Annotated in this window: 15 protein-coding genes; 3 read left to right on the top strand and 12 right to left on the bottom strand. The window is 29.8% G+C overall.

What is annotated here, in order from left to right:
* The first annotated feature begins 53 nt into the window (after positions 1-53).
* Positions 54-1826 (top strand): M3 family oligoendopeptidase, encoded by a 1773-nt coding sequence (locus IO99_RS08385; protein ID WP_035132355.1) that lies wholly within the window; start codon positions 54-56, stop codon positions 1824-1826.
* Positions 1827-1930: 104 nt separating this feature from the next.
* Here IO99_RS08385 and IO99_RS08380 read toward each other — a convergent pair whose 3' ends face one another.
* The 5 genes from IO99_RS08380 to IO99_RS19640 all read right to left on the bottom strand — a co-directional run bounded on the left by IO99_RS08380 (position 1931) and on the right by IO99_RS19640 (position 6194).
* Entirely contained in the window at positions 1931-3322 is a 1392-nt protein-coding gene (locus IO99_RS08380; RefSeq protein ID WP_035132353.1) for an amino acid permease, read from the bottom strand.
* A gap of 350 nt (positions 3323-3672) precedes the next feature.
* The gene (locus IO99_RS08375; RefSeq protein WP_341349084.1) at positions 3673-4617 is read right to left on the bottom strand and encodes a TDT family transporter; all 945 of its coding nucleotides are present in this window, start codon (positions 4615-4617) and stop codon (positions 3673-3675) included.
* Between the two features lie 15 nt (positions 4618-4632).
* A complete protein-coding gene (locus tag IO99_RS08370) occupies positions 4633-5106 on the bottom strand; it encodes a C-GCAxxG-C-C family (seleno)protein (RefSeq protein WP_035132349.1) in 474 nt (157 codons plus the stop codon).
* 116 nt (positions 5107-5222) lie between these two features.
* Complete coding sequence (locus IO99_RS08365; RefSeq protein ID WP_035132347.1) at positions 5223-5903, bottom strand: uracil-DNA glycosylase; 681 nt, start codon at positions 5901-5903, stop codon at positions 5223-5225.
* A gap of 162 nt (positions 5904-6065) precedes the next feature.
* On the bottom strand, positions 6066-6194 hold the full coding sequence (locus IO99_RS19640) for a hypothetical protein (RefSeq protein WP_278245237.1): 129 nt from the start codon (positions 6192-6194) through the stop codon (positions 6066-6068).
* Positions 6195-6408: 214 nt separating this feature from the next.
* Here IO99_RS19640 and IO99_RS18380 point away from each other — a divergent pair, with 214 nt between their 5' ends.
* Both IO99_RS18380 and greA read left to right on the top strand, forming a co-directional pair.
* Positions 6409-7518: a DUF3298 and DUF4163 domain-containing protein gene (locus IO99_RS18380; RefSeq protein WP_051824010.1), complete on the top strand. Its 1110-nt coding sequence runs from the start codon at positions 6409-6411 to the stop codon at positions 7516-7518.
* Between the two features lie 253 nt (positions 7519-7771).
* Complete coding sequence (gene greA / locus IO99_RS08350; protein ID WP_035132345.1) at positions 7772-8242, top strand: transcription elongation factor GreA; 471 nt, start codon at positions 7772-7774, stop codon at positions 8240-8242.
* A 59-nt stretch (positions 8243-8301) separates the two neighbouring features.
* Here the strand turns inward: greA and IO99_RS08345 are convergent, their stop codons facing one another.
* The 7 genes from IO99_RS08345 to IO99_RS08315 all read right to left on the bottom strand — a co-directional run bounded on the left by IO99_RS08345 (position 8302) and on the right by IO99_RS08315 (position 14907).
* The gene (locus IO99_RS08345) at positions 8302-9693 is read right to left on the bottom strand and encodes an MATE family efflux transporter (protein WP_051824009.1); all 1392 of its coding nucleotides are present in this window, start codon (positions 9691-9693) and stop codon (positions 8302-8304) included.
* A gap of 249 nt (positions 9694-9942) precedes the next feature.
* A complete protein-coding gene (locus IO99_RS08340) occupies positions 9943-10791 on the bottom strand; it encodes an ABC transporter ATP-binding protein (RefSeq protein ID WP_035132343.1) in 849 nt (282 codons plus the stop codon).
* Between the two features lie 13 nt (positions 10792-10804).
* Positions 10805-11185: a GntR family transcriptional regulator gene (locus IO99_RS08335; protein WP_035132342.1), complete on the bottom strand. Its 381-nt coding sequence runs from the start codon at positions 11183-11185 to the stop codon at positions 10805-10807.
* A 45-nt stretch (positions 11186-11230) separates the two neighbouring features.
* On the bottom strand, positions 11231-11899 hold the full coding sequence (locus tag IO99_RS08330; protein ID WP_035132340.1) for an ABC-2 transporter permease: 669 nt from the start codon (positions 11897-11899) through the stop codon (positions 11231-11233).
* Between the two features lie 11 nt (positions 11900-11910).
* Positions 11911-12579, bottom strand: coding sequence for an ABC-2 transporter permease (locus IO99_RS08325; protein WP_035132338.1), 669 nt, complete (start codon positions 12577-12579; stop codon positions 11911-11913).
* Positions 12580-13443: an ABC transporter ATP-binding protein gene (locus IO99_RS08320; protein WP_035132336.1), complete on the bottom strand. Its 864-nt coding sequence runs from the start codon at positions 13441-13443 to the stop codon at positions 12580-12582.
* Between the two features lie 270 nt (positions 13444-13713).
* On the bottom strand, positions 13714-14907 hold the full coding sequence (locus IO99_RS08315) for a murein hydrolase activator EnvC family protein (RefSeq protein ID WP_035132334.1): 1194 nt from the start codon (positions 14905-14907) through the stop codon (positions 13714-13716).
* Positions 14908-14923: the final 16 nt, after the last annotated feature.

Here is a 14923-nt window from a genome sequence, read left to right as displayed (position 1 = left end):
ATATTGTATTTTTATGTTATAATATAATTAAAATATACAAGGAGATGATAAATTTGGAACTTAATTGGAGTCTTAAAGAGCTTTATTCTTCCTTTGAATGCAATGAATTTAAAGAGGATTTGAATAAGCTAGATGAACTTATAGAAAATTTCATAACTACTACTAATAACATTATTGATAGTACAGATTCACCTGATAAGTTGTTAGAAAATTTCATATCTATGAATATAGAATTAAAAACTCTAGCAAGAAAATTAGGTAGTATGGTTCACTTAACTCTTAGTGTAGATACCAAAAATTCAACTGCTTTAAAATATGATGATATTCTTTCTTCTAAAATTAGTAATCTTGCTGAAAGCGAAGCTAAAATTACAAAATGGATTGGTAATCTTAAAGATTTAGATAAAATAATTCAGGGTTCTAGATTGCTTAGTGAACATAATTTTTTTCTTAAAGAAAAAGCAAAAAATGCAAAATATATGCTAAGTGATAAAGAAGAAGCTATAATAGCAAAAATGAAAAATACTGGATCAGACGCTTGGTGCAAACTTAAAAACGTGCTAACCTCTGGTCTTATGGTTGATATAGAACTATATGGAGAAAATAAACAACTACCTTTATCTATGATTAGAAACATGGCTTATGATGCTGACTCTACTATTAGAAGAAAAGCTTATGATGCTGAAATTAAGGCTTATGAAAAAATTCATGATGGTATGGCTGCTGCAATTAATGGAATAAAGGGTGAAGTTATAACACTTTGTGATATGAGAGGTTTTCCTTCTCCACTAGATAAAACTCTTTTTAATTCAAGGATGGATAGAAAAATTTTAGACTCTATGCTAGATGCTATTAAAGAATATCTACCTATATTTAGAAAGTATCTCAAAAGAAAAGGCGAACTTTTAGGCCATAAAAATGGTCTACCATTTTATGATTTATTTGCACCTATGGGTAATGCTGATATGACTTACACCTATGAAGATGGATGTAAGTGTGTAATTGATAATTTTAGAACCTTTAGTGATGACTTAGCAGATTTCGCTAAAAATGCCATGGAAAAATCATGGATAGATGTTTTACCTAAAGAAGGAAAGGTAGGAGGTGCATTTTGCTCTAGACTTCCTCATGTAGGTGAGAGTAGGGTGTTATTAAACTATGGTAATGCCTTTAGTGATGTAGTTACCCTTTCCCATGAGCTTGGTCATGGGTATCATGGATATTGCCTTAACAATGAAAGTATATTAAATGCACATTATCCTATGCCAATAGCAGAAACAGCTTCTAACTTCTGTGAGACTATAGTAAAAAAAGCAGCTATTAAAACTGCTACTAAAGATGAGGCTTTCTCTATCTTAGAAACTGAAATTAGTGACTGTACTCAAGTTATAGTTGATATTTATAGTAGGTTTCTATTTGAGAGTGAATTATTTAAAATAAGAAAAGAAAGATCTCTTAGTGTAAAAGATTTAAATGAAATAATGATTAATGCCCAAAAAGAAGCTTATGGTGATGGCCTTGATTCTAACTTCCTTCATCCATACATGTGGGCTTGTAAAACTCATTACTATTATGCTGAAAATAATTTCTATAACTTCCCTTATGCCTTTGGTCAATTATTTGCAAAAGGTCTTTATGCAGAATACTTAAAGAGGGGCGATTCCTTCCCAGAACAATATAAAACCCTTCTTTCAGCAACAGGGAAAAATTCTTTAAGCGATATAGCTAAAATAATGAATATTGATATCTCTGCTAAAGACTTTTGGATAACTTCTTTAAAAATGATAGAAGAAGACATCAATCTATTCTTAAAATATAATAGTTAAAGTAGTTAAGATTATATTAGAAATTTAAGAAAACAGTCTGATTTAAATTATTTTAAATCAGACTGTTATTATTTTGCATACTTAGTAAATTAGTAAAATCTATACTATTTCTCTAAGCCTGCAGCTTCTCTTATTTTATCTATGTTCTTATCTTCTTTATTTTTCTGAAGCATCATGTAAACATATATTGGTATTCCTACAAGCATTAATATAAATCCATACATTACTACATCAGCTCCTGTTCCATATATAGCATATATAGAATAAGCAAATGCAAGTAATGAGAAGAATGAACTCTTTAAGAAGTTTATAAAGCTAAAATCTTTTGATTTCTTACATAGTAATACTATTTCAGCAGCTGCTGAGAATGTGTATGCTGGTAAGAAAGATAATGTAGCTAGTAATATCATAAAGTCAAAGGCACTTCTAAGAGACCCTACATAGTTCATTATTAAAAGTAAATTCATGCATATACTTCCTATAACAAGAGATGCCACAGGAGTATTAAATTTAGGATTTATACGTTTAAATATTGCTGGGAATAACCCATCTTCAGCTGCTCCAACAGCACTTCTAGCTGTTGTTAATAACCATCCAGAAGTTGCTCCTAAAGTAGAAATTAGTGCACCAGCTGCTATGAAAGTTCCCCCCCATGAAGCTCCTGTAGCTTTATTTATAATATCTGCTAGTGGTGCATCTGAATTTGCAAGAGCTGCTTGATCCATAGCACCCATAGAAACAACACTCATTACGATATATATAACAGATACTATTACTATTCCAAATATAGTACTTTTTTTAATATTTTTCTCTGGATTTTTTATCTCTCCACCTGCTACTGTAGCACTTTCTAATCCTACAAAAGCCCATAGTGCTATAGCTATAGCTGATGGTAATGTTCCCATTCCGCTCACTTCTGGACTAGATACAGTCTTCATATAGCTTGGATCGAAATTTAGTGCAGCAATTACTATAAATACTACAAGTACTGCAATTTTTAATACTGTTGATATAACTCCTATTTTTCCAACATATTTTACACCATATATATTTATTAATGTAAATATCCATACCACTGCAGAAGATATCAAGAATGCTGCTAGTGGATTGTTTGCAGCTGGAACAAAGTATGTAAAATAACTCATAAATGCTGTAATTATAGCAGCATTTCCTACCCATGCACCTATCCAAAAGGACCATGCAATTAGAAAACCTGCAAAATCACCGAAGGCAGCTCTTGTATAAACAATAGGACCTCCAGTTTTAGGCATTTTTGATCCTAAATTAGCAAAGCTTAAAGCAATAAGTAATGATCCTATTGAAGTTAAAACCCATGCTAGTATAGCTACTTTTGGGTTTGTTACTCTTGCGAAACTTGCAGGTGACATAAAAATTCCTGAACCTATTACATTCCCAACTACGATAGCTGTAGCTGCAGCTAGTCCAAGATCTCTCTTTAGTGAAGCATCAGTTTGTATTCCATCTTTTTTAGCCATTTTTTTCCCCCTATAATTGATTTCTTTTAAAAGTAGTTAATTTACTTCTAGAAACCTTAGACATTAAATTTCCACTCAATTATCTAGTTTAATTTAATCGATTACAAAAATCAACCTATTTTTAAATAATTTTTAATATTTTAAAAAGAATTTTATCGATATTTATATATAAGTTGTATGTTTAATGTTTATTATGAACAATATTGTATTAAATCAATTTTTATACATAATATATTTTCTACTTTCTATATAAAATTCTTTATAAAATACACCATTAATTTTCATTAATAAAGAACAAAACTCTATGAAGAAATCTTCTCCACAGAGTTTATTTAAAATTAATATTTAAATTATCTTGATATTGTAGTATTTACTTTAACTGTATCCTTTTTTAGTATAAACATTAAAAATCTTATAAGCACATATAATACTATAACAGTTGCAATTACCTCTTGAAATTTAACTACATATTTCAGCCAAGAAATTTCTTTTCCAGCTTTCATCAAAAATCCATTAGTACCCTTCATTGCAATTGCACTTATTACCATAGGGAATGTAAATGCAGCATAACTGGGATAAAATTTAAGTCTTAACCCCTGTACAAGATACACTATTCCACATATATATAATACCATTACCAATACTGCTAAAAACATGACCATATTAATATTCTTTTCTGAAAAAGAATTTAAATATGCAGCAAGTGTAAGTGCAGCTGGCGCTGCAAATATTACTGTGGTTGGAAAGGCTGGTTCTGGTATTCCCTTTACTATAAGGGTTCTATAACCTAAAACAGGAATTAATATAATAAGTGAAATAAAGGCAATCCAGAAAAAAGCTTGTCCTAGTTGAGCTAATTTAAATGCTGGTGCAGTTATTCCACCTACACCTATTCCCACATAAACAATAAATGTACTTGGAAACATCTTCTTAATATCAAATTTTAATATAAAGTTTTTAGTATAAAATATTATTAGGCCTATATGTATTAGTACCCCCACCCACCATAGAATAAATCCAGATGAGAAAGATATTTCCTTTAAATATGCAGATAAAATCATAACCCCCATGGAGTAGGTAGGTATAACTGCTGCAATAACGGGATTTTTTATTTCTTCTTTTACAGCTTTCCAGCAAGTTATAATCTTTATTGTAAGAAGTATTAATATTATTGCAGATATCACTCCAAGGATATTTTTAAATACTATATTGTATGATGATAATAAATTTCCTAATGAAGCTAAGGCTAGCATTACAGCTGCCATTGGCAATGGTATTTTTTTTATATAATTCATATTCATTTTCCTCAACTATTCATCAATATTTTCAATATTTAATTCTCTTACAATAATTTCTGCAGCCTTTTCTGCCATTTCTCCAGTAAATCTTATGCATTGTGCTTTATGCTCACCAGATGCCATATCCATACCTTTAGTTTGAACACTGCAACATAAACATTTATGCTTTTGTCTAAAACTATCTTGTAATTCATAGGCTAACTGTAAAGCTTTAACACTCTTAGGATCTTGAGGATTACTTCCTTTAGTTCTTCCAAAAAAGTATCCAAGACATAAAACAGCTCCTGTAACAGCTCCACATGTACATTTTGATTTTCCAATACCTACTGGAAATCCAGAAGCCATGGCAATCATTTCATCTGGCATGTCTACTTCAAAGTTACTTTTAATAGATGCAACTATTGCTTCTGAACAATAAAACTCACCTTTTCTGAAATGTTCTTCTGCAACTTCTCTAACCTTTTTCACACTAATTTTTTCAATCATTACATATACCCTCTTTCATATTTAATTCATCTTCATTATAACTATTTGCTAATAAATAAACTTTAATAATTATAATATTAAATAGTTATATTTTTTCTATTTGAATTTCAAATATGCTATGAATTAATATTAGGTATTTGCCAATCAATTTCTTTTTGTTCCAAAGATTTTAATATATCATTAGTCTTTGAGAAATGCTTACATCCCATAAACCCTCTAGTTGCAGATAAAGGACTAGGATGTACTGAAGTTAAAATATAGTGATTAGGATTTGTAATAAACTTCATCTTTTCCTTTGCATTATTTCCCCATAATAAAAATACTATAGGCTTCTCTCTTTCATTTAATAATGTTATTATTCTATCAGTAAAACATTCCCAGCCCTTATTTTTGTGTGAATTGGCCTCACCTTCTCTTACTGTAAGTACAGCATTCAAAAGTAATACTCCTTGTTTTGCCCAAGGAACTAAGTAACCATTATTAGGAATATAGCACTCTAAATCACTTTTTAATTCCTTATACATATTTAAAAGAGATGGTGGAATTCTAACTCCAGGTTGAACTGAAAAAGATAATCCATGTGCCTGACCAGCTCCATGATATGGATCTTGCCCTAATATTACCACCTTAACATCCTCGTAAGATGTAAATTTAAGGGCATTAAAAATATTATTCATATCTGGGAATACATTTCCAGTTTTATATTCACTAATCAAAAATTGTCTTAATTTTATGTAATAAGGCTTATCAAATTCTCCTTTTAGCTTTTCATCCCAAGAGTTTCCTATATTAACCATTACTAATCATCCTTTCCATCCATTACTTATACAATTATATTTATATAATTACTTATAAAAACTTTTATGTCAATAACTCTTATAAAAGAAAGCCCTTCTGCTACTGTGCAGAAAGGCTTTCACCATTTATTATAACAATAAAATCATTACACTATCATGATATTATTTCCGGTACTTACCCCGTTCTTTATCCCATGATAACTCTTCAGAAAATTCCTCTTTAAATTTCCTTAGTTGCTGCTTTGTTTTGGGGCTAGTAGCTATATGTGTAGATTGATAAACATTCTTCATAAGCTATTCCTCCTTCAAATTCTCGTTTCTATGAAATTCACTTAAACATTCACAGGCATGAAAACTTACTACAAAACAAATAATGATTTTATTGGTATGATAATAGTATGTCATGAAAAATTTTTTTTATGTATTTATAAAAAAACTTTTTTTAAAATCACATTCCAATTTAAATTGTATATTATGATATTGTAATACTATTAAGGAGCATGTTATGTTCATTAGGAAACCCTATGATATAAACTCACAAAATTATTATACTAATAGATACTTAGATGACGAAGAAAGTTGTAATGAGTGTTTTGATGAAAGGATAGTACCTCCATTTTTCCCAGGAGGTCCTGGCCCATCAGCACCACCATGGAATCAACCACCAAGACCTCCAGTATCACAACCTGGTTCACCTTCAGGTCCACAATCAGGAGGACCTCCAGGACCTCCTCCAAATATGACGCCTAAGAAATCATTTTCTTCAGGACCACAGACTAAAGCTGTATCCCCTGGATCTATAAGACCTTGTAGATTCCAATTTGTATATATATGGCTTCGTAATGGAAATTCTTTTTGGGCGTGGCTTATTAATGTAGATAGACGAACTGCCTATGGATTTAGATGGACTGGTTGGAGATGGGTTTACTTTGGTATAAGCTTAAACAGAATAGATTACTTTGAATGCTTTGGTAGACGTTATACCCCACCAGAAGATAATCTTACTCCTACCTTAGAAACTCAAGTATTATCACCTTCACAATTCAAACTTGAATATCCATTTATTCAAAATGCTGAAAATGGAGATACTACTAGTATAGTGAATCAAGAAATTATTGATTCATTGAATTCTTTATGGCTTAATGAAGTTTTAGTTCCTGAAAAGGTGAACTTTACAAAAGTAGAAAGTGCTTATGAAGTTCCTCTAAATTCTGATGGTCTATTAAGTATAGTAATGTCTTTATACACAGAAACTGAAGATAATCCAGCTGGCAGTACTTTATTTACTTCTTTAACTATGGATGTTAATACTGGAGAGGTTTATGACTTTGGTAATTTATTTAATAATAGCATGAACTATACTGAAATTGTTAGTGATATAGCTACACAAAAAGCTAATGAAATGAATATAAATTTCACTACACCATATACCGGAGTTACAGATACTCAAAAATTCTATTTAACTCCTGAAGGTTTAGTATTATATTATCAAGTTGATGAATTTACACCAGCCTCTAGTGGATTATTTAGAATTACTATTCTTTATAATGAACTTTCCAATATTTTATATCCAGAAAGCCCGCTAGTTCGACTTATTCAAACTCAGTTCCGTTAATGAATTACTATATTAGTTAACACATATTATTTTCAAATTAATAATTTATTTATCGAGTAGGACTTATTTTAAAGTAATTTTAAATAAGTCCTTTTCTTAATTTATTCTTAGATTTTATATGTTCTATCACTGTAATTTTCAACAGAGCCCTTAACTAAGTCATATTATTTAAAAGAGTATATTGTATTAATATCTTTAGCTGTATAATAGTGTTATATAAATATAATTTAGTTTAGAAGGTAGGTTTTAAATTATGTATAACTATCTCACTGAAAAATCACTTCAAATTCTAAAAGATGAACTTGAACATAGAAAAAATGTGGTTAGATTTCAGATAAATGAAGAATTAAAAGAAGCTAGAGCTCATGGAGACTTAAGTGAAAATTTTGAGTATAAAGCAGCTAAAAAGAACAGAGCTGACAATAATAGACGTATGGGATATCTAGAAAAAATGATTAAAACGGCAAAAATAATAAATGATGACACATCAGAAAATCAGGTTGGTATTGGAAAAATTGTAACCCTAAGATTTCTAGATGATGATGAGGAAGAAGATTTCACCATGGTAACCACCGTTGAAGCAGATCCTCTTAACAATAAAATTAGCATAGAGTGTCCTTTAGGAAAAGCGTTATACAAAAGAAATTTAGGTGAAAAAGTAGAAGTTACATCTCCAGATGGCTCTTATAGTGTAATCATAGAAAAGCTCCAAATGATAAAATAATAAAAGTGGCTATGTCAAAATAATCTAAATTTCATTTTGACACAGCCTTCTACTTTGTATTAAATCACTTCTACAGATATATTTTCTTCTGATGTATTATCTAGTAATAAATTCTTCTTTTTAGTCATGTAATATAGAATCATCACAATAGTTATTCCTTTAAGTACACTACTCATACTAATGCTCCACCAAACTCCATCTATGCCTAAAAGGTTTGGTGATGATAATATCATAGATGCTGGAACTCTAAGTCCTGTCAGTATAATGCTTACAGCTGCAGGTATATATGTTCGTCCTAAACCATTGAACATTCCTACTGTTGTAATTTCAATACACATAAACAATTGAGAATATCCAAGGATTCTTAAATAATCTGTACCTAACCTTATAGCTTCTTTTTCTTTTATGAATACTGAAAAAATTCCTTTTCCTCCTATTATTAATACTAGAGTGGCTAAAATTCCAACTACTCCTGCTATTAAAATAGTAGCTTTATAGCCTTCCTTAATTCTATCATGTTTTTTAGCTCCATAATTTTGTCCTACAAAAGAACTAAGGGCTGTTGAAAATCCACCTGCAGTCATCCAAGTTATTGCTTCAATTTGAACTCCTACTTTTTGTACTGCTATAGCAACTTCACCAGATCCAGCTATTACCCTTGCTATTAAAATAGAAAAAGTAGTAAATAATCCGCTTTGAACTCCAGAAGGTATTCCAAGTTTACATATAGTTTTTATAGCTCTAACATCAGGTTTTTTTAATAGAGTAAATTTCAAATATTTTTCTTTACTCTTTAAAATAGATACTAAGAAACAAGTTACAACTATACTTTGTGAACCTATTGTTGCTAAGGCCGCTCCTAAGACTCCCATCTTTGGAATAGGTCCCACACCATAAATTAAAATTGGGTCAAATACTATATTAACTACTAAACCAACAGTGTTAATAATAAATGGTGTCTTACTGTTACCTGCTCCATTAAATATTGCTGTTAGTACTGGTATTAAATTTGTTATAACCATCCCCATAGCTATTGTAGCTAGATAAGTTTCTGCCATAGATATAACTTTCACATTTTCTAACTGAAAAAAGGCTAAAAACTTACTTCTAAATAATAGTATTATTATTCCCATGATTAAAGATAATACTATATTAATTTGTAGGGCACTAACAATATAATTTCTTGTAGCTTTTTCATCTTTACGTCCCAAGCTTTGGGATACTTTTACCTCTGCACCTACCTTAGCTATCATGGTAAGAGCTGCAGCTAAGTTACTAAAAAAACCTGCTGTTCCTACTGCTGCTACTGCTGTACTTCCTATTCTTCCAACCCAAAGCATGTCTGTTAGATTGTATGCCATTTGGATAAATGAAGTTGCCATAATAGGAAGAGCTAATTGAACTAGCTTTCCACTTATAGACCCTTCTGTTAAGTCTATTCTTTTCTCCATAATATCAATCCCCACCACTATAAAATTTTATGCTATTAATATTTCTACAACACCTCAATAAATATTTTACTTCGTACTACGAAGAATGTCTATATAATTTTAACATGCATTTTTCTTGAAATTATTTTATTATTTCAATTCTACCTAATTATATTTGATATAACAAAAATACCATGGTCTATGTATAACTAATTAATTTATTATACATAAACCATGGTAAATAACATATTTAACCTACATATATTCAATTTACTTTTTTAAAATCATTATATCCTCTATGGTAGCCCTATCTACTACAATATTATCTCCTAAAATTTCTCTTACTTTATCAACTTGTGATGTCAACCCTTCGAAACCAAATCTATTTTTACTTATGCCTTCAAAGTGTTTCTCAACTTCCTTTGTAAGTATATTACAATCCCCTTTAACAATTTTGTAGGATTCCATTATTTCATCCTTTGGTTTTGAGAATACAATACTTCCATCCTTTATAAAGGTAATATAATCTGCTATTCTTTCAAGGTCTGAAGTTATATGAGTAGATATTAATACCCCCATATTTTCATTTTCCATTAGACTTTGAAGTTCTTCTAAAACTTCGGCTCTAACCACTGGGTCTAATCCCACAGTAGGTTCATCCATTATTATAAACTCTGCTCCATGGCTAAGAGCTATACATAATGAAAATTTCATTCTCATACCCTTAGACAATTCTTTTAGTTTTTTATCCTTATTAAGCTGAAACTTATTTAAATAATAATTAAATTTATCCTTATCCCACTTACTATATAACATAGAAACCATGTTGCCATTTTCTTTTAAAGACATATGGTCGTAGTAGCAAACTTCATCATATACAAAACCTATTCTATCTTTTATTTCCCTTTCAAATTTAACGTTATCTTTATCAAATATCTTTATATCTCCACTGTCCTTCTTTACTAAATTCATTATAAGTTTTATTAACGTAGTTTTACCTGCCCCATTTTCCCCAATTAACCCCATAATAAATCCCTTAGGCAACTGTAAAGAAACATTATTTAACTTAAAGTTTTTATATTTTTTACATAAATTATCCACATGCAATATATTATCCATCATATTCCTCCTACTATAGGTTATATTCTTCAGCAAGTACTCTTAAACTTTCTATGATTTCTTCTACTGATATTCCAGCTTTAGAACCTTCCTCTATTGCCTTAATTAGATAGTCTTCCATATTTCTCATGATAGATTCTTTTAAAAGTTCCTTATCTTGAACATTTACAAAGGATCCCTTCCCTGGAACTGTGTATATAAACCCTTCTCGTTCTAGCTCATCATAAGCTCTCTTAGTTGTAATTACACTAATTCTCAGATCTTTAGCAAGTCCTCGTATAGATGGCAATGGCTCATTAGGCTCTAACTTATTTGTTAAAATATCGTCCTTTATTTGTTTTTCTATCTGAGAATATATGGGTTCTCCCGAAGAGTTGTTTATTATTATATTCATTGAAATTCCTCCAAGTTTAAATGTATTCTGAAAATTTTTATCTACCTATAAATCTCTCTTTCTATATCCAATTATAGACAATACTATAAAGAAAAAATATATTATAATTCCTATTAGAATAATACCTATAGCTAAATACACTCTAGGAATTGTACTTACTAATAAATACTTGCTAATTCCTTTGAAAATATTAGGGCGTATCTTATCAATAAGCTTCAAAATAATTATAGGCACATTTATAACTGCAATAATAATGATTGCGGAGTATTTTGCAGCAACACTATAATCATATCTATAGTATATAAAATTCGTAACCCCAATTATTAAACAGTAATATATAAAGGATAAAGATTGGATAATATAAATTATATATAAATTTTCTTGATTAAAGTTTCCAACTAACAATACTATTGACATAAGTATAGATGAACATAAAACGTAAATTATGAAATAATAAATAAATTTACTTATCACTACATCAACTCTTCTTACCGGAAAGCTATTAATAATTACATCATAGTTTCTTCTCATTTCATCTGTGGCTGTAAATTTATTTGCTATTAATGGTACTATGAAGGTTCCCAATAAATAAATCAAAAGTGTAGCTTCAAAGCTATACATAGAAGCAAAACATAATGCTATTCCTACAACTAAAAGAGAAATAGTATAGATATATCGACTAGTTATAAAATCCTTTTTTAAAAGAGCTCCCATAAATTCTCCTCCTAAAAATCTTTCTTTTCATAAATAACCACTGATATAGTAGCAATTAAAGCTAAAATACCAAATACCAGTGCAACTAATATAATGTTACTTCCTAAAGTATTACTTTGAAATATCACTAAAAGTCTTTCTATGCTAGATAACCACCCAGGTAATGCTTCTCCTTTAAGATACTCACCTATTGTTAAAGTTCCTGCCATTATAACAAAGAAGATAACAAAGTAAAATATCTTTGCAAACTTTATTCCTAATGAAAAATATACACAATAATAAAGAGCTACAAATATAAGAATATAACTAACAGTCCCTTTAATTACAGATGGAGGCAATTTTAAATACTCTGCTGGATATATCATATAAATTAGATTATTTAATAGTACTCCTATTACTGTTACTATGATTATCCACATAATAGAAAACAGAAACTTACCTAATACATAATCACTTCTTTTACAAGGACTACTAAGTATACTAATATGAATCTTATCTCTAGCTTCCATTTCAGTAAAGGCTATACTAATTACCCCACCCATTAGTAAAAAATAATTAAATAAGCCAGCTCCTTTATTCCCAACTCCAAACAATATAACTACTACTATCATAATTAATCCACTTTTGTTGCTGTATAGATTAAATATTCCCCTTAAATCTCTCATGGCCATTTTCCACATTTATTTTCTTACCCCCTTATTCATAGCTACCATAATTTCCTCTAAAGATGGCTTCTCACTAACAATTTTCTGCCTTATACTCTTTTCAATGTGTTTATCTTTAATTATTCCTTCAAAACCATATGGTGTTTCTCTTAGTCCATATATAACTTTTTCATCAAGTTTACTTAATAGAGCCTTATCCCCTTTAATTATTTTATATTCCTCCATTAATTCACTAGTGGCTTTAGAGAAAACTATCTTCCCCTTTTGAATATAAGTTATATAATCTGATATCTTCTCTAAATCAGAAATTATATGGCTGGAAATTAAAATTCCTACATTTTCGTCTTGTATAACCTCTTGAAATACATCTAAAATATCACGTCTCATAACTGGATCTAGCCCTGAAGCTGGTTCATCTAGTATTAAAAATTCTGCATTATGACTTAATGCTAACGCAATGGCAAATTTCATTTTCATTCCTTTGGATAATTCCTTTACCTTTTGCTTTTTATTTAAGTTAAACTTTCTTAAATAATTTTCAAAGACCTTAGTATTCCACCTTTTATAAAAACCAGAGATTATTTTTTCATTATCTTTGATAGAGAGATTTTCATAATAAAAACATTCATCATAAACAAATCCTATACGCTCCTTTATCTCTCTTTCATTGTCAATATTATCTTTACCAAAAATTTCAATTTCGCCTTCATCTCTTTTTAGTAAATTCATGATTAGTTTTATAGTAGTTGTTTTACCTGCTCCATTTTCACCTATAAAGCCCATAATATATCCTCTATCTAAACTAAATGAAATATTATCCAACTTAAAATCTTCGTATTCTTTAGTCAAATTTTTTATTTCTATTATCTTATTGGACAAAGTAACACCTCCATTAATTCTTATAAATTTCAATTTAAAATTAAGTTTACTATAACTACTGTTTAATTCCGTTAATACTCAGTATGTACAGTGCTTCTAAAAAAATTAAGCTAAATTGCTTCTTTATACTAACAGTATATATCGTTTATATACACTATGTCAACACTAAATTAAATTCAAAATAAAAACACCTAAGCATTAGTGGCTTGCCAATGCTTAGATGTTTTTATCTACATATATGTTAAACTTATTATATTTTAAAAATTTGTATTAAAAATAATAAGGTGCAGGATCTATATTAGTTCCATTTTTAATAACTTCAAAATGTATATGCGGGCCTGTTGACCATCCAGTAGAACCAACGTTTGATAGCTGTTGTCCTCCTGCTACTGTTTGTCCAACACTTACTGATAAAGATGAATTATGAGCGTATAATGTACTAATGTCTCCATGACTTACCACAACAACATTACCATATCCTTCCATCCATCCTGCATAAGTTACAGTTCCAGCCTTAAGAGAATACACTGGAGCACCATATGGAGCACCTATATCTATTCCTTTATGAAATTCTTGCCCTCTACCTACTGGACTAGTTCTATATCCAAATGGAGATGTTATAGCATATCTAGTTCCTGTTATTGAATACATCCCATTAGTAGATACTTGACTTGAAGATGATCCACTATTTGAAGGTTTAGTATTTGACTGAGAACTTGAACCTCCACGAGAAGGTCTGCTAGCAGCTTTTTCCATAGCTGTTATACTGGCTAAAATTTCTTCAGATTCTGCTTCATTTTGAGCTAGAAGCTTTTCTGCTGTTCCTAATTCATTTTCTGCCTTTGCCATAAGTTTTGTCTTCTCATCTTTTTTAGCATTTAATTCTTCCAAATTTGCATCCACTATAGCTTTTGCATTTTCTAAAGTTTTCTTTTCTTCAGAGGAAGCCTCTATATTTTTATCTAATTCTTCTTGATTTGCCTTAAATTTATTAATTTCTTCATTGTCAAAAGAAATTAAGGTATTAATTATATCTATCTTCTCAAAAAAATCTGAAAAACCTTCGGCACTAAGTAGAATTTCTATGTAGCTTGTACCATTGTTTTTATATAAAACTCTTAGTCTTTTATCCATGACCTTTTTATTGGCTTCTAACTCTTTTTTAAGTTCACTAGATCTTTCTTCTAGCTCTTCTATTTTATTAGTTGACTGTGAAATTTGAGCTTGTAAATTATTTACCTCACTATATAACTTGTCCATATTGTTGTCTAACTCTGAAATTTCACTTAATATGTTATCTCTGTTTTCTTCTAACTCAGATACTTTAGCCTTATTACTTTCAATTTGCGTTTCAATTTCTTTAGATTTACTTTTTGCATCTGATAAGTCATCCGCTAACACTGTTGATGACATTAAACTACAGCTTACAACTACCGCTGCTATGAATCTTAATTTTTTATTCATGGTTTTCCCCCCTAAT

It is taken from the genome of Clostridium sulfidigenes (assembly GCF_000732635.1).
In the GTDB taxonomy this organism is placed as follows: domain Bacteria; phylum Bacillota; class Clostridia; order Clostridiales; family Clostridiaceae; genus Clostridium_J; species Clostridium_J sulfidigenes.
This window is presented reverse-complemented; position numbering and strand designations above follow the sequence as displayed.

Coding starts and splice junctions, on each gene's coding strand:
- IO99_RS08380 (WP_035132353.1), bottom strand. CDS start 3,322: ATGGCTAAAAAAGATGGAATACAAACTGATGCTTCACTAAAGAGAGAT.
- IO99_RS08375 (WP_341349084.1), bottom strand. CDS start 4,617: ATGAATTATATAAAAAAAATACCATTGCCAATGGCAGCTGTAATGCTA.
- IO99_RS08370 (WP_035132349.1), bottom strand. CDS start 5,106: ATGATTGAAAAAATTAGTGTGAAAAAGGTTAGAGAAGTTGCAGAAGAA.
- IO99_RS08365 (WP_035132347.1), bottom strand. CDS start 5,903: ATGGTTAATATAGGAAACTCTTGGGATGAAAAGCTAAAAGGAGAATTT.
- IO99_RS19640 (WP_278245237.1), bottom strand. CDS start 6,194: ATGAAGAATGTTTATCAATCTACACATATAGCTACTAGCCCCAAAACA.
- IO99_RS18380 (WP_051824010.1), top strand. CDS start 6,409: ATGTTCATTAGGAAACCCTATGATATAAACTCACAAAATTATTATACT.
- greA (WP_035132345.1), top strand. CDS start 7,772: ATGTATAACTATCTCACTGAAAAATCACTTCAAATTCTAAAAGATGAA.
- IO99_RS08345 (WP_051824009.1), bottom strand. CDS start 9,693: ATGGAGAAAAGAATAGACTTAACAGAAGGGTCTATAAGTGGAAAGCTA.
- IO99_RS08340 (WP_035132343.1), bottom strand. CDS start 10,791: ATGGATAATATATTGCATGTGGATAATTTATGTAAAAAATATAAAAAC.
- IO99_RS08335 (WP_035132342.1), bottom strand. CDS start 11,185: ATGAATATAATAATAAACAACTCTTCGGGAGAACCCATATATTCTCAG.
- IO99_RS08330 (WP_035132340.1), bottom strand. CDS start 11,899: ATGGGAGCTCTTTTAAAAAAGGATTTTATAACTAGTCGATATATCTAT.
- IO99_RS08325 (WP_035132338.1), bottom strand. CDS start 12,579: ATGTGGAAAATGGCCATGAGAGATTTAAGGGGAATATTTAATCTATAC.
- IO99_RS08315 (WP_035132334.1), bottom strand. CDS start 14,907: ATGAATAAAAAATTAAGATTCATAGCAGCGGTAGTTGTAAGCTGTAGT.